Below are 15,013 nucleotides of genomic sequence, written 5' to 3'. Positions count from 1 at the left end.
GATGGCCCCCGTCAGCCCCGAGCTGATCTCCCCCCGTTCCGCCCGCGTCGGCGCCGCCCGCCGGCTCGCCAAGCGGAACTTCCGGGGCAAGGACCGGCTGTTCCTCGCGGAGGGCCCGCAGGCCGTGCGGGAGGCCGCCGGGCACCGGACCGGGGGACAGGCCACGCTCGTCGAGCTGTTCGCCACCGTCGAGGCCGCCGAGCGGTACGCCGACATCATCGGCGAGGCCCGCGACGCCGGCGCCCGGGTGCACCTCGCCGCCGAAGAGGTCATCGCCGAGATCTCCACCACCGTCACCCCGCAGGGCCTGGTCGGGGTCTGCCGCTTCCTGGACACCTCCTTCGAGGACATCCTCGCCGCCCGGCCGAAACTGGTCGCCGTCCTCGCCCATGTGCGCGACCCCGGCAACGCCGGCACCGTGCTGCGCTGCGCCGACGCCGCCGGCGCCGAGGCCGTGATCCTCACCGACGCCTCCGTCGACCTGTACAACCCCAAGGCCGTCCGGGCCTCCGTCGGCTCCCACTTCCACCTGCCCGTCGCCGTCGGCGTACCGGTCGAGCGGGCCGTGGCCGGCCTGAGGGAGGCCGGGGTGCGCGTCCTCGCCGCCGACGGGGCCGGCGACCGCGACCTGGACGAGGAACTGGACAAGGGCACCATGGGCGGGCCCACCGCCTGGGTGTTCGGCAACGAGGCGTGGGGACTGCCCGAGGAGACCCGCGCCCTCACCGACGCCGTCGTCCGCGTCCCCCTCCACGGCAGGGCCGAGAGCCTGAACCTCGCCACCGCCGCCGCCGTATGTCTGTACGCGTCGGCCCGTGCGCAGCGCGCCTCCGGAGGGTGCCGCTCCGTCACCCACAGCTAGTAGGGTGACCAGCTCCAAGCCCTGCGCCGTCGGAGAGGTGGGCTACGGGGATGAGTGTGGCCGGCACGAGCACCGCGCCGGAAGGCCGGGACGAGCGGCGCGCCGGTGCGCCCCGGCGGGACGAGACGGCGGGTCTCGACGCCGACATGCTGCCCGACGGCCTCGTCGTCGCCGATGAAAACGGCCGCGTGACCTGTTTCAACGCCGCCGCCGCGCGCATCACCGCGGTACGGCCGGCCGACGCCCTCGGACAGCCGCTGCACCGGGCGCTGCCGTTAGAGGACCTGGAGGGCCGCCGCTGGTGGCAGCTCACCGATCCGTACGGCGGGCTCGCCACCCGCATCCGCCAGCCCGAGCGCAACCTGCTGCTGCCGGGCGGCCGGGAGGTGCTGGTCTCCGCCCGCTACGTGCGTGACGAGCCGCTCGGCCCGGTGCGCCGCGTGGTCGTCTCCCTGCGGGACACCGAGGCCCGCCGCCGCACCGAGCGCAGCCACGCCGAGCTGATCGCCACCGTCGCCCACGAGCTGCGCTCCCCGCTGACCTCCGTGAAGGGCTTCACCGCCACCCTGCTCGCCAAGTGGGAGCGCTTCACCGACGACCAGAAGCGGCTCATGCTGGAGACCGTCGACGCCGACGCCGACCGGGTCACCCGGCTCATCGCCGAGCTGCTGGACATCTCCCGGATCGACTCCGGGCGGCTGGAGGTGCGCCGCCAGCCCGTCGACATCGGGGCCGCCGTCTCCCGGCACATCCAGGCGTACGTCGCCGCCGGACAGCCCGCCGGCCGGTTCCTGCTCCGCATCCAGCAGCCGCTGCCCGCGCTCTGGGCCGACCCCGACAAGATCGACCAGGTACTGAGCAACCTCATCGAAAATGCCGTGCGGCACGGCGAGGGAACCGTCACCATTGACGTCACGCCCTCGGCGTCCCCGCGCGAGGGCGAGGAAACCGGCACGTCGGTCACGGTGAGCGACGAGGGGCCCGGCATCCCGGAGGCATCCATGAACCGCGTCTTCACCCGCTTCTGGCGGGGCAGCAAGCGCGGCGGCACCGGACTCGGGCTGTACATCGTCAAGGGCATCGTCGAGGCGCACGGCGGCACCATCGCGGTCGGCCGGGCCCCCGTCGGCGGCGCCGAGTTCCGCTTTACCCTGCCCGTGGCGGCCCCGGCGTATCTCGCTTAGCGGCCCACGGGCGCATTCGCCCGTCCCCACCCCGTTAGACTCGGCCTCTGGCACCTTTGTGTCCTTCACGCGGCCCTCGCGAGTCGAGTCGGTGACGGGGACCATCCGCCAGACAATCGGAAGCACGGGAAGAGATGTCGGCACCCAATAAGTCGTACGACCCTGTCGAGGTCGAGACGTTGAAACCGGAAGAGATCGAGCGCATGCGGGACGAGGCGCTCGCCGCCTTCGCCGCCGCGGACTCCCTCGACGCGCTCCACGAGGCGAAGGTCGCCCACACCGGCCCGGCCTCCCCGCTGGCCCTCGCCAACCGCGAGATCGGCGCCCTGCCCCCGCACGCCAAGGCCGAGGCCGGCAAGCGCGTCGGCATGGCCCGCGGCGCCGTCAACAAGGGCCTCGCCGCCCGCCAGAGCGAACTGGAGGCCGAGCGCGACGCCCGGGTGCTGGTCGAGGAGTCGGTGGACGTCACACTGCCCTACGACCGCGTCCCGGCCGGCGCCCGGCACCCCCTCACCACGCTCTCCGAGCGCATCGAGGACATCTTCGTGGCCATGGGCTACGAGGTCGCCGAGGGCCCGCAGGTCGAGGCCGAGTGGTTCAACTTCGACGCGCTCAACATCGGCCCGGACCACCCGGCCCGCGGCGAGGCCGACACGTTCTTCGTGGCGGGCCCGGACGGCGGCACCGACTCCGGCGTGGTGCTGCGCACCCACACCTCGCCCGTCCAGATCCGCTCCCTGCTCGACCGCGAGCTGCCGGTCTACGTGATCTGTCCGGGCCGCGTCTACCGCACGGACGAGCTGGACGCCACGCACACCCCGGTCTTCCACCAGGTGGAGCTCCTCGCCGTCGACGAGGGCCTGACCATGGCCGACCTCAAGGGCACCCTGGACCACATGGTCCAGTCGCTGTTCGGCGAGGGCATGAAGACCCGGCTGCGGCCGAACTTCTTCCCCTTCACCGAGCCGAGCGCCGAGATGGACATGCTCTGCTACGTGTGCAAGGGCGAGTCCGTCGGCAACCCCGACCGGCCCTGCCGCACCTGCTCGTCCGAGGGCTGGATCGAGCTGGGCGGCTGCGGCATGGTCAACCCGCGGGTGCTCACCGCCTGCGGCGTCGACCCGGAGAGGTACAGCGGCTTCGCCTTCGGGTTCGGCATCGAGCGGATGCTGATGTTCCGCCACAACGTCGAGGACATGCGAGACATGGTCGAGGGTGACGTCCGGTTCACCCGGCCGTTCGGGATGGAGATCTGATGCGGGTCCCGCTTTCTTGGCTGCGGGAGTACGTCGACCTGCCGGCGACGGAGACCGGCCGGGACGTCCAGGCCAAGCTCATCTCGGCCGGCCTGGAGGTCGAGACCGTCGAGCAGCTCGGCGCCGACCTCAAGGGCCCGCTGGTCGTCGGCCAGGTGCTGACCATCGAGGAGCTGGAGGGCTTCAAGAAGCCGATCCGCTTCTGCACGGTCGACGTCGGCCAGGCCAACGGCACCGGCGAGCCGCAGGAGATCGTCTGCGGCGCCCGCAACTTCGCGGTCGGCGACAAGGTCGTCGTGGTCCTGCCGGGCGCCACGCTCCCCGGCGGTTTCTCCATCGCGGCCCGCAAGACCTACGGCAAGGTCTCGCACGGCATGATCTGCTCCAGCGACGAGCTGGGCATGGGCGACGACGGCACGCACGGCATCATCGTGCTGCCGCCGGAGACCGAGGTCGGCAAGGACGCCATCGAGCTGCTGGAGCTGGTCGACGAGGTCCTGGACATCGCCGTGACCGCCAACCGCGGCGACTGCCTGTCCCTGCGCGGCGTCGCCCGCGAGACCGCCATCGCCTACGGCCTGCCGCTGAGCGACCCCGCCCTGATCGACGTACCGGCCCCGAACGCCTTCGGCTACCCGGTCAAGGTCTCGGAGCCGTTCGGCTGCGACCGCTTCACCGCCCGCACGGTCTCCGGGCTGCGCCCCGAGGCCCGCTCCCCGCTCTGGCTCCAGCGCCGGCTGCAGAAGGTCGGCATGCGCCCGATCTCGCTCGCCGTCGACGTCACGAACTACGTGATGATGGAGCTGGGCCAGCCGCTGCACGCCTACGACCGCAGGCTGGTCCAGGGCACCATCGGCGTCCGCCGGGCCGAGGAGGGCGAGAAGCTGGTCACCCTCGACGGGGTCGAGCGCACGCTGCACGCCGAGGACCTGGTCATCACCGACGAGCGCGGCCCGATCGGGCTCGCCGGCGTGATGGGCGGCGCCGACACGGAGATCGCCGACCACGAGGACGCCGAGAACGCCACCACGGACGTCGTCATCGAGGCCGCCCACTTCGACGCCGTCTCCATCGCCCGCACGGCCCGCCGGCACAAGCTGCTGTCCGAGGCGTCCCGCCGCTTCGAGCGCGGTGTCGACCCACAGGCCGCCGCGGCCGCCGCGCAGCGCACCGTCGACCTGCTCGTCCTGCTCGCGGGCGGCACGGCCGAGGCCGGCGTCACCGAGGTCATCGCGCCCTCCGCGCCGCACACCATCACCCTCCCGGCCGACCACCCGGACCGGGTCGCGGGCGTCGACTACGGCCGTGAGACGGTCGTGCGCCGCCTCCAGGAGGTCGGCTGCGACGTCTACGGGCAGGACGAGCTGATCGTCACCGCCCCGTCCTGGCGGCCCGACCTGACCGACCCGAACGACCTGGCCGAGGAGGTCATCCGGCTGGAGGGGTACGAGAACCTGCCCTCCACGCTGCCCAAGCCCCCCTCGGGCCGCGGCCTGACCCACCGCCAGCGGCTGCACCGCCGGACCGGCCGCGCGCTGGCCGGCGCCGGGTACGTCGAGGCGCCCACCTACCCGTTCGTCGGCGAGCAGGTCTTCGACCAGCTCGGCCTGGCGGCCGACGACCCGGCCCGCCGGGCCGTCCGGCTGGTCAACCCGCTCAGCGACGAGGAGCCGGCGCTGCGCACCACGCTGCTGCCCGGGCTGCTCGGCGCGCTGCGGCGCAACGCCGGCCGGGGCTCGCACGACCTCGCGCTGTTCGAGACCGGGCTCGTCTTCCACCCGCGCGAGGAGCGGCCGGCCGTCGCGCACCTGCCCGTCGACCGGCGTCCCACCGACGAGGAGATCGCCGCGCTGGACGCCGCGCTGCCGGCGCAGCCGCGGCACGTGGCCGTCGTCCTGGCCGGTGCCCGCGAGCAGGCCGGCTGGTGGGGCAAGGGCCGTCCCGCGGACTGGGCCGACGCCGTCGAGGCGGCGCGCACCGTCGCCCGCGAGGCCGGTGCGGAACTGGGCGTGCGCAAGGGCCAGTACGGTCCCTGGCACCCCGGCCGCTGCGCCGAGCTGGTGATCACCGCCGACGGCACGGAGCGGGTCGTGGGCCACGCGGGCGAACTGCACCCGCGGGTGGTGAAGAGCCTGGGGCTGCCGGAGCGCACCTGCGCGATGGAACTCGACCTGGACGCCCTGGAGGCGGCCGGCGACGGTGTGCCGCAGGCTCCCGCCATCTCCACCTTCCCGGTCGCCACGCAGGACGTCGCCCTCGTCGTCGACCAGCCGGTGCCGGCCGCGGAGGTCGAGGCGGCGCTGCGCGAGGGCGCGGGCGAACTGCTGGAGGCCATCCGGCTGTTCGACGTGTACGAGAACGCCGAGCAGCTGGGCGACGGGAAGAAGTCGCTGGCGTACGCGCTGCGCTTCCGCGCGGCCGACCGGACGCTGACCGTGGACGAGGCCTCGGCCGCGCGGGACGCGGCGGTCGCCCTGGCGGGCGAGCGGACCGGCGCGGTGCTGCGCGGATAACCCCGTCGGGTCATGCGCGCCCGCGGGGTGCGCGGCACAGCGGACCGACGGCGGCGGACTCACTCGTTCGAGTGGGAAGCGGGATGATCCCGCCCGCCCGGGTCATGCCGCCGACAGAATCGGACCGGCCCTTCGGGGTCGGTCCGTCTGCTTGTCAGGGCCCACACGGGGGACCAGAGGCATGATCCGTATCAAGGCACGGGCGCCCACCGGGCGTGCAGTCGTCCTGCCCACGGTCTGGGGAGCCGCGGCGGTCGGCTACAGGTTCGGCTGTCCGCTCGCCCAGCAGAACGGGCTCGGCGCGCGCCTCGTCACCAGCGCCGTGTTCTTCGCCGTCGGCACCGGTCTCCTGGTGCACGTCCGCCGCGGCCTGCTGCGGGAGCTGCGGCTCGCCCGGCGGGCGGCGCGCGCCGCCCAGGACGTCGTCCTGCGTCCGCCGCCGCCCCGGCTGGACGGGATCGGCGTCGCGGCCGCCCAGCTCTCCGCCGACCGGGGCGCGAGCGTCGGCGGCGATCTGTACGAGGCGGTCGCCACCGAGCACGGGATCCGGGTGGTGATGGGCGACGTGCGCGGGCACGGTCTGGCCGCCCTCGGCACCGTCGCCGCCCTCCTCGGCAGCTTCCGCGAGGCCGCCCACGACGAGGCCGAACTGGGCCGGGTGCTCCACCGGCTCGACCGCGCCCTCGCCCGCCACCTGCGCGAACGCGCCCGCGCCGAGCACCCCGCGAGCGCCGCGGCGGACCCGGAGCACCCGGTCGCCGAGGAGTTCGTCACCGTCCTGCTGCTGGAGATCGACCGGGACGGCGAGGTGCGCGCGCTCAACTGCGGTCACCCCTGGCCGTACCTGCTCAGCGGTACGGCCGTCGGCCCGCTGGCCCAGGCCGATCCGCTGCCGCCGCTGGGCCCCTTCCCGCTCCCGGCCGACCTGACGGCCCGCCCGTGCGGCCGGCTCCTCCCCGGCGAGTTCCTGGTCCTCTTCACGGACGGCGCGGAGGACGCCCGGGACGCCCGGGGCCGGTTCTTCCCCCTGTCCGCCGTGCTGCGCGCCGCCGTGCGCGAGCACCAGGTGTCGCCCCAGACGGTCCTGCGCACGGTCTTCCGGGCCCTGCTGCACCACACCGCCGGCACCCCGGCGGACGACGTCGCCCTCCTGGTCCTGCGCAACGACCGCGCGAGGACACCGCTGCCGGGGACGCGGGAGCCGGCCCGGCCGACCTGCACCCACCCCTAGGGCCTCTCGTTTGCATCAGGCCGGATCCCAACGAAAGACCCTGACCGCACCCGGCTTCACACCCCGTGTGAACGCCCACCCACTACGCTGACCGGACCAGGTCACTCGGGGGGCATCCCATGCAGCCCAACACTCTGCTCGACGCCATCCTGGACGAGGCGGGGATCTCGCACGCCGGTCTCGCCGCCCACGTCAACCAGGCGGGACGGGCCCGCGGTCTCGCGCTGCGGTACGAACACACCGCCGTGGCACGCTGGCTGAAGGGGCAGCGGCCGCGCGGCCAGGTGCCCGACCTGATCTGCGAGGTGCTGGCCGCCCGGCTCCGGCGGCCCGTCACGCTCGACGACATCGGGCTCGGCGTGCCCGGTCAGCCGGGCACCGCGCACGCCGGTTCGCTGGGCGGGTTCGTGGAGCGGGCCACCGCCCTGTGGCGGTCCGACGAACAGCAGCGCCCGCACGTGCTGGGCGCCCCGGCGGTCACCGGGACCCCGGCCGTGATGCCGGTGTGGGAGTGGGAGAACCCGCCCGAGGACACCGACGTCTCCCGGGGCGGCCGGCTGCGGGTGACCGCGGCCGACATCGAGATGCTGCGCGCCGCCCGGACGCACTACGAGCAGATGTACCGCAAGGCCGGCGGGCTCGCGACCCGGTCCCGGATCGTCGGGTTCCTCAACGCGGAGGCCGCGCCGCTGCTGCGCGGCAGCTACCCGGACGCCACCGGCCGCCAACTGCACCGGGCCACCGGCGGACTGGTGGCGGTCGCCGGCATCTGCGCGTACGACTCCGACGCCCACGGACTGGCCCAGCGCTACTTCCACCAGGCGCTGCGGCTGGCCAAGGCGAGCGGGGACCGGGGACTCGGGGCCTATGTGATCGTCCTGCTGGTCAACCAGTCGCTGTTCATGCGGGAGTACCGGCAGGCCGTCGCCTTCGCCGAGGCCGCGCTGCGCGCCGCCGGCCGGCACCTCACCCCGGCGCTCGCCTCCGACCTGTACGCGATGCAGGCCAAGGCGTACGCCCATCTCGGCGACAGCGCCGGCGCGCTGTCCTGCATACGGCGCGCGGAGACGGCGGCCGAGCGGATCCGGCGGGGCCACGAGCCCGACGAGACCGGGTACGTCCAGCCCGGCCTGGTCAATGTGCAGGTGGCCGAGGCGCTGCTGAGCCTCGGCGATCTCGGCGCGGCCCGGGAGCACGCCACGGCGGCCGTCGGCACCCCGTCCCACGACCGGGGGCGGGTGCACCGGCTGGCCATGCTCAGCACCATCGAACTGCGCCAGGGCGACGCCGACAAGGCCGTGGTCACCGCCGTGCGGATGGCGGAGCAGGCCCGGGGCATGGAGTCGCGGCGGCTGCGCGACCGGCTCCGCACGGTGCGCGAACACCTGGCGCGCTGCGGTTCGGCCGGCACCGCGGAGGCCGCCGAACTCATCGACGGGGCGCTGCGCGTGCCGCTCTAGGCCCACTGTGGGGGCGCCGTCTTCTGCTGCGATATTGCCACCTACTCGGCGGAAGGTGGCAGAACCGTGCAGTGGACGAAAAAGAACGAACAAACCGTGTATGGAAACCGCTGGTTCAGCGTCAATCTGGCAGATGTCGAACTGCCGGACGGCCGGCACCTCGACCACTTCGTCATCCGGCTGCGGCCCGTGGCCGTGGCCACGGTCGTCAACGAGGCGAACGAGGTGCTGCTGCTGTGGCGGCACCGCTTCATCACCGACAGCTGGGGCTGGGAGCTGGCCGCGGGCGTCGTCGAGGACGGCGAGGACATCGCCGTCGCGGCGGCCCGGGAACTGGAGGAGGAGACCGGCTGGCGGCCGGGCCCCCTGCACCACCTCATGACCGTGGAGCCGTCCAACGGCCTCACCGACGCCCGGCACCACATCTACTGGTCCGACCGGGGCGAGTACGTCGGACACCCCGTGGACGACTTCGAGTCGGACCGCCGGGAATGGGTCTCCCTCAAACTCGTCCCGGACCTGGTCGCCCGTGGGGAGGTCCCGGCCGCCAACATGGCGGCCGCGTTGCTCCTGCTGCACCACCTCAGGCTCGCCGAGGGGTGACGGTCCCGCCGGCTAGCGGGCCGTCAGCGCCTGCCAGACCGTCACCACGAGCGCGCCGAGCGCGGTCAGCGCGGCGAGCGAGGGCAGTGGCCAGCGCGCGTGTTCCAGCGAGGCCAACCGGGAATCCAGCTCGTCCAGTTCCTTGGCGGTCTCCTCGGTGCGGTGGCGCAGCAGCGCCAGCCCGCCCTCGACGCGGGCGTAGGCCACATCGAGGCGGCGCCGTAACTCTGCGAGTTCTCCATGGACCACGGGATGCTCCGGTTCGACGGTCACGGGTCCGCTCCTCTCGGTAGTCGAAATGGATGGTTCCGCATCCGTTGCATGCGCATCATGAGTCAACTCGCCTGGTGGACGCATGGGGAGCGTGTGTGAGGGGCAGGTGCGTGCCCGGCGCGCACACGGAGTGTGAAACCGAGGGGCCCGGCACCGTCCACCGGTGCCGGGCCCCTCGGGCATCGCTCTTCGTAATCAGGCGTAGGTGTAGAAACCCGACCCGGTCTTCCGGCCGAGCCGGCCCGCCTCCACCATCCGCTGGAGCAGCGGGGGAGCGGCGTACAGCGGCTCCTTGTACTCGGCGTACATCGAGTTGGCGATGGAGACGATGGTGTCCAGGCCGATGAGGTCGGACAGCCGCAGCGGGCCCATCGGGTGGGCGCAGCCCATCTCCATGCCGTTGTCGATGTCCTCGCGGCTCGCGATGCCCGTCTCGAACATCCGGATCGCGGACAGCAGATACGGCACCAGCAGCGCGTTCACCACGAACCCGGAGCGGTCCTGGGCGCGGATGGCGTGCTTGCCGAGCACCTTCTCGGCGAAGAGCTGCGCCCGGCTGAGCGTGCCCTCCGAGGTGGTGAGCGCCGGGATCAGTTCGACCAGCTTCTGCACCGGGGCCGGGTTGAAGAAGTGGATGCCGACCACATGGTCCGGGCGGGAGGTGGCGACGGCCAGCTTCACCAGCGGGATCGAGGAGGTGTTGGAGGCCAGGATCGCGTCGGGCCGGGTCACCACCTGGTCCAGCACCTGGAAGATCTCGGTCTTCACCTGCTCGTTCTCGACGACGGCCTCGATCACCAGGTCCCGGTCGGCGAACTCGCCGAGATCGGTGGTGAAGCCCAGCCGCGCCCGGGTGGCGTCCCGCTCGGCCTCGGTGATCTTGCCGCGCTCGGCGGCCTTGGCCAGGGAGTTGTACAGCCGGGTACGGCCGATCTCCAGGGCCTCGCCGGTGGTCTCGGCGACCTTCACGTGCAGTCCCGCGCGGGCGCACACCTCGGCGATGCCCGCGCCCATCTGGCCGCAGCCCACGACTCCGACGCGCGCAATGTCTCCCGATGGGAAGTCCGTCACATCGTCCCCTTCGCTGGTCTTCCGGCACGCTGGCAGGACTTCCGGGTTCGGCGCCTGCTCCGATCGTGCACGTTACCGCGAAGTATCGATGATCGATCGATCGGGTGGGGGCATCCTGGTGCGCGAAGCGATCCGTGACCCGTCGGATCCACAGCGTGAGGGAGGTGTCCGGTGGGGCGCATGCCGCGGCGGACCTTCGCACGGGCCGCACTGTCGGCGCTGGCCACGGCACCGGGCGCGGTGCCGGGCACGGCGACGGCCGGGGGCGGCACGAGCGCGGAGGGCGCGGGCACCCGGGCCGTGACCGCGACCGCGGCCACCGGGCTGCGGGGCGTCTGGATCGCGACCGCCGGCAACCGGGACTGGCCCTCACGGCCCGGCCTCACGGCGGCGCGGCAGCGCGCGGAGCTGATCGCCCACCTCGACCGGGCGGTCCGCTACCGGCTCACCACGGTGATCCTCCAGGTGCGGCCGGCGGCCGACGCGCTGTGGCCGTCGCCGTACGAGCCCTGGTCCGCGTGCCTGACCGGCACCCAGGGCGGCGATCCCGGCTGGGACCCGCTCGGCACGGCCGTCGCGGAGGCCCACGCCCGGGGTCTGGAACTGCACGCCTGGTGCAACCCGTACCGGATCGCGCAGCACGCCGACCCCGGCCGCCTGGCCGCCTCGCACCCCGCCCGCCGGAATCCCGGCTGGGTCGTGCCGTACGCCGGCCGGCTGTACTACAACCCCGGGCTGCCCGAGGTCCGCGCCTTCGTGCGGCGGGCGATGCTGGACGCGGTCGCCCGGTACCCGGTGGACGCCGTCCACTTCGACGACTACTTCTACCCCTATCCCGTCGCCGGACAGACCTTCGACGACGACGAGGCGTACGACCGCCACGGCGGCGCCTTCCCGGGCCGGGCCGCCTGGCGCCGGCACAACGTCGACACGCTGGTGCGGGAGACGGCCGCCGGCGTCCGCCGGATCCGGCCCGGCACCCGGTTCGGGATCAGTCCGTTCGGGGTGTGGCGCAACGCGTCGGCCGACCCGCGCGGCTCGGAGACGCGGGCGGGCGTGCAGAGCTACGACGATCTGCACGCGGACACCCGGACCTGGGTGCGCCGGCACTGGATCGACTACGTCGTCCCGCAGTTGTACTGGCCCCTCGGCGACGCCGCCGCCGACTACGCCGCGCTCGTGTCCTGGTGGGCGCGGGCCGTCCGGGGCACCGGAACGCGGCTGTACCTCGGCGAGGCCCTGTACAAGGCGGGCGCCGCCGGACAGCCCTCGGCGTGGCAGGACCCGGTCGAGCTGTCCCGGCACCTCACGCTCGCCGCGCGCTACCCGCAGGTGCGCGGCCATGTGTTCTTCGCCGCCCGGGACCTGGCGGCCGATCCGGCCGGGGCGATGGCACGGGTGGTCGCCGACCACTACCGGGGGCCGGCGACACACCGCGCTGACTAGTGCTGGTGCGTTTCCCCGTGCCTGACCTGGCAGTCGGGGCCGGGGGACATGATCGTCTCGTGTCCGTTCTCGGCGCGCACACGGTAGGGAGGGTTGCCCTCGGGGCCGAGCACCTCGACGATCTCCACGACATGGTCGTGCTGGCCGACCACCCTGCCGTGCTGGACAAGCCGGTCGCCCTTGGCTGCGTGCATCTGACGGGCCTCCTCACGCTCACGACCGCTGGGTGACGGCGATGCAGACCAGCACGGCGACGGCGGTCAGGGGAGCGGCCGCCGTGAAGTGCTCGCCCAGCAGCAGCGCCGACCACACCAGTGTGAGCAGGGGCTGGGCCAACTGCAACTGGCTGGCCCGCGGGATGCCGACGGCGGCCATGCCGCGGTACCAGACGATCAGGCCCAGGAACTGCGAGCCCAGCGCCACCCACAGCAGGCCCGCGACGCCGTGCCCGGTCAGGTGCACCGGCTCGAAGGCCAGCGCCACCGCGGTGGCCGGCACGGTCAGCGGCAGACAGAGCACCAGCGCCCAGCCGATGACCTGCCAGCCGGGCATGGTCCGGGCCAGCCGGCCGCCCTCGGTGTAGCCGGCCGCGCACACCAGCAGCGCCGCGAAGAGGTACCCGTCGGCCACGGTGAGCGCGCCGCCGCTCTGGCCGAGGGTGAAGGCGATCACGGCCGCCGCGCCCGCCACGGCCGCCGCCCAGAACCGGCGGGAGGGCCGGGCGCCGGTGCGCAGGGCCGAGAACACGGCGGTGGTCAGCGGCAGCAGCCCCACCACGACGGCCGCGTGGGCGGTGGTGGAGGTCTCCAGGGCCAGCGTGGTCAGCATCGGGAAGCCCAGCACCACCCCGGCGGCCACCACGGCCAGGCCCGCCAGCCGGTGCCGCGGCGGCAGCGGCACGCGCAGCGCCAGCAGACAGCCGCCGGCGACGACCGCGGCGAGCACCGCGCGCACCGCCACCAGCGACCACGGACCGAAGCTCTCCAGGCCCCACGCGGTGGACGGGAAGGTCAGGGAGAAGGCGATCACACCCAGGCCGGCCTGGAGGGTGCCGAGTCCGGCCGGGTCCCGGGGAGCGGTGACCGCTATCGGGCGGACGGCAGTAGCGCTACTCTGTGTTCTCATGCAACAGCGTAGCAGCGTGGGTGAACTGGCAGAACAGCTTCGTAGAGAGCTCGACCGCTACTCTTCAGGTGAGAAGCTGCCGTCGAGCCGGGCCCTGGTCGAGCGGTTCCGGGTGAGCCCGGTGACCGTCTCGCGAGCCCTCGCCCAGCTCGCCGCCGAGGGCCTGGTGGTCACCCGGCCGGGCGCCGGCGCCTTCCGGGCCGGACCGCACCGCGCGCAGGCCCCGGCCGGGGACACCTCCTGGCAGGAGGTCGCGCTGAGCGCCGCCGGCGGGAGCGACCTCGTCCCGCGCACGGTGGACGCCTCGGGCGTCACGGTCTCGCTGGCCGCCCCGCCGCCCGGCGTGCTGGAGTTCAACGGCGGCTATCCGCACCCGTCCCTGCAGCCCGAGCGGGCCATGGCGGCGGCCCTGGCCCGGGCCGGGCGGCGGCCCGGCGCCTGGGGCAGACCGCCGCTGGAGGGGCTGGCGGAACTGCGGGAGTGGTTCGCGCGCGGGATCGGCGGCGCCGTCACCGCGGCCGAGGTGCTGATCGCCGCGGGCGGTCAGGCGGCCCTCGCCACCGCCCTGCGCGCCCTGGCCCCGCCCGGCGCCCCGGTGCTCGTGGAGTCGCCCACCTACCCGGGCATGCTGGCCCTCGCCCGGGCGGCCGGGCTGCGGCCCGTCCCGGTGCCCGTGGACCCCGACGGCGTACGCCCCGACCTGCTCGCCGACGCCTTCCGCGCCACCGGTGCCCGGGTCTTCGTCTGCCAGCCGCTGTTCCAGAACCCGACCGGTGCCGTGCTGGCGCCCGCCCGGCGCGCCGAGGTGCTGCGCATCGCCCGCGCGGCCGGGGCGTTCGTCGTCGAGGACGACTTCGTGCGCCGGCTCGTGCACGCCGACGCCGGCCCGCTGCCCCGGCCGCTGGCCGCCGACGACCCGGACGGCGTCGTCGTCCACGTCGGCTCGCTGACCAAGGCCACCTCGCCCAGCTTCCGGGTCAGCGCGCTGGCCGCGCGCGGGCCGGTGCTGGAACGCCTGCGCGCCATCCAGGTGGTGGACAGCTTCTTCGTCCCGCGGCCGCTCCAGGAAGCCGCCCTGGAACTCGTCGGCTCCCCGGCCTGGCCCCGCCATCTGCGGGCGCTGTCGGCCGAGCTGAAGACCCGCCGCGACGCCATGACGAGCCTGCTCGCCCGGCACCTGCCCGAACTGGCCCTCCCGCACATCCCGTCCGGCGGCTACCACCTGTGGCTGCGGCTGCCCGACGGCATGGACGAGGCGGCCCTGACGGCGGCGGCCCTGCGGGCCGGCGTCGCCCTCACGCCCGGCCGCCCCTACTTCAGCGCCGAACCGCCGGCCGCCCACCTGCGGCTGAGCTTCGCGGCGGTGGCCAACGCCGGCGAGATCGCGGAGGGCGTACGCCGGCTGCGCACGGCCTGCGACGAGGTGCGGTGAAGGCACGGGGCAAGTGCACGCAGGGGGGCGAAGCCGGTGGGCGGTGCCGGCCGCCGTACCGGGAAAACCACTCGTCGCGCCCCGCCCCCGCCTGTGAGGATCACCGTATGAGCGATACACCCGGCCTCCCCGAGGGCTACGAGTTCTCCGCCGATTCCGCCCGCGTCGACGTCGGCCGCGTGCACGGCTGGCTGTCGTCCGACGCCTACTGGGCGATCGGCCGCACCCGCCGGACCCAGGAGCGGGCGATGGCGTCCTCGCTGAACTTCGGGGTCTACGCCACGGCCTCCGGCGAGCAGGTGGCGTACGCGCGCGTGGTCACCGACCAGGCCCTGTTCGGCTGGCTCGCCGATGTGTACGTCGATCCGTCCGTGCGCGGCAAGGGCGTCGGCACCGCGTTCGTCGGCCGGATACGCGACCACCTCGCGCCCCTCGGTCTGCGCCGGCTGCTGCTGGCCACGCACGACGCGCACGGGGTGTACGCGAAGCTGGGCTTCCGGCCGCTGGACCGTCCCGACCAGTGGATGGCGCACTCCTTCGAGTGAGCCGCGCGCACG

Annotated in this window: 14 protein-coding genes; 10 read left to right on the top strand and 4 right to left on the bottom strand. The window is 74.0% G+C overall.

Annotation, left to right across the window (positions count from 1 at the left end):
* Position 1: 1 nt before the first annotated feature.
* The 7 genes from ACZ4SV_RS20965 (at position 2) to ACZ4SV_RS20935 (ending at position 9,109) form a co-directional block, all read left to right on the top strand.
* Positions 2-862, top strand: coding sequence for a TrmH family RNA methyltransferase (locus tag ACZ4SV_RS20965; RefSeq protein ID WP_468006058.1), 861 nt, complete (start codon positions 2-4; stop codon positions 860-862).
* A gap of 50 nt (positions 863-912) precedes the next feature.
* Entirely contained in the window at positions 913-2,046 is a 1,134-nt protein-coding gene (locus ACZ4SV_RS20960) for a sensor histidine kinase (protein WP_365872557.1), read from the top strand.
* A 134-nt stretch (positions 2,047-2,180) separates the two neighbouring features.
* On the top strand, positions 2,181-3,302 hold the full coding sequence (gene pheS / locus ACZ4SV_RS20955; protein ID WP_365872555.1) for a phenylalanine--tRNA ligase subunit alpha: 1,122 nt from the start codon (positions 2,181-2,183) through the stop codon (positions 3,300-3,302).
* The gene (pheT, locus tag ACZ4SV_RS20950; RefSeq protein WP_468005959.1) at positions 3,302-5,815 is read left to right on the top strand and encodes a phenylalanine--tRNA ligase subunit beta; all 2,514 of its coding nucleotides are present in this window, start codon (positions 3,302-3,304) and stop codon (positions 5,813-5,815) included. The genes pheS and pheT overlap by 1 nt, the downstream gene beginning before the upstream one ends.
* Before the next feature lie 181 nt (positions 5,816-5,996).
* On the top strand, positions 5,997-7,046 hold the full coding sequence (locus ACZ4SV_RS20945; protein WP_468005958.1) for a PP2C family protein-serine/threonine phosphatase: 1,050 nt from the start codon (positions 5,997-5,999) through the stop codon (positions 7,044-7,046).
* A 119-nt stretch (positions 7,047-7,165) separates the two neighbouring features.
* Positions 7,166-8,506, top strand: a complete 1,341-nt coding sequence (locus ACZ4SV_RS20940) for a transcriptional regulator (RefSeq protein WP_468005957.1) — start codon at positions 7,166-7,168, stop codon at positions 8,504-8,506.
* Between the two features lie 66 nt (positions 8,507-8,572).
* Positions 8,573-9,109: an NUDIX hydrolase gene (locus ACZ4SV_RS20935; RefSeq protein ID WP_365872547.1), complete on the top strand. Its 537-nt coding sequence runs from the start codon at positions 8,573-8,575 to the stop codon at positions 9,107-9,109.
* Positions 9,110-9,121: 12 nt separating this feature from the next.
* Here the strand turns inward: ACZ4SV_RS20935 and ACZ4SV_RS20930 are convergent, their stop codons facing one another.
* A complete protein-coding gene (locus ACZ4SV_RS20930) occupies positions 9,122-9,382 on the bottom strand; it encodes a hypothetical protein (RefSeq protein WP_365872545.1) in 261 nt (86 codons plus the stop codon).
* 195 nt (positions 9,383-9,577) lie between these two features.
* Positions 9,578-10,453, bottom strand: a complete 876-nt coding sequence (locus ACZ4SV_RS20925; RefSeq protein ID WP_468005956.1) for a 3-hydroxybutyryl-CoA dehydrogenase — start codon at positions 10,451-10,453, stop codon at positions 9,578-9,580.
* 180 nt (positions 10,454-10,633) lie between these two features.
* Between ACZ4SV_RS20925 and ACZ4SV_RS20920 the strand changes: the two genes are divergently transcribed.
* Complete coding sequence (locus ACZ4SV_RS20920; RefSeq protein ID WP_468006057.1) at positions 10,634-11,899, top strand: glycoside hydrolase family 10-like protein; 1,266 nt, start codon at positions 10,634-10,636, stop codon at positions 11,897-11,899.
* On the opposite strand, the gene ACZ4SV_RS20915 is transcribed toward ACZ4SV_RS20920, so the two are convergent.
* A complete protein-coding gene (locus ACZ4SV_RS20915) occupies positions 11,896-12,093 on the bottom strand; it encodes a DUF1918 domain-containing protein (RefSeq protein WP_365877258.1) in 198 nt (65 codons plus the stop codon). The genes ACZ4SV_RS20920 and ACZ4SV_RS20915 overlap by 4 nt on opposite strands.
* Before the next feature lie 19 nt (positions 12,094-12,112).
* Positions 12,113-13,024 carry a DMT family transporter gene (locus tag ACZ4SV_RS20910; RefSeq protein WP_468005955.1) on the bottom strand — a complete coding sequence of 304 codons (912 nt, stop codon included), beginning with the start codon at positions 13,022-13,024 and terminating at the stop codon, positions 12,113-12,115.
* Here ACZ4SV_RS20910 and ACZ4SV_RS20905 point away from each other — a divergent pair.
* Together ACZ4SV_RS20905 and ACZ4SV_RS20900 are read left to right on the top strand one after the other, a co-directional pair.
* Complete coding sequence (locus ACZ4SV_RS20905; protein ID WP_468005954.1) at positions 13,023-14,456, top strand: aminotransferase-like domain-containing protein; 1,434 nt, start codon at positions 13,023-13,025, stop codon at positions 14,454-14,456. The two genes, ACZ4SV_RS20910 and ACZ4SV_RS20905, sit on opposite strands and share 2 nt — an antisense overlap.
* A gap of 107 nt (positions 14,457-14,563) precedes the next feature.
* Positions 14,564-15,001, top strand: a complete 438-nt coding sequence (locus tag ACZ4SV_RS20900; protein WP_468005953.1) for a GNAT family N-acetyltransferase — start codon at positions 14,564-14,566, stop codon at positions 14,999-15,001.
* Positions 15,002-15,013: the final 12 nt, after the last annotated feature.

The sequence above is a fragment of the Streptomyces sp. NPDC027672 genome (genome assembly GCF_055566335.1).
The sequence above is the reverse complement of the archived record's forward strand: the minus strand, read 5'-3'. Positions and strand labels throughout refer to the sequence as shown.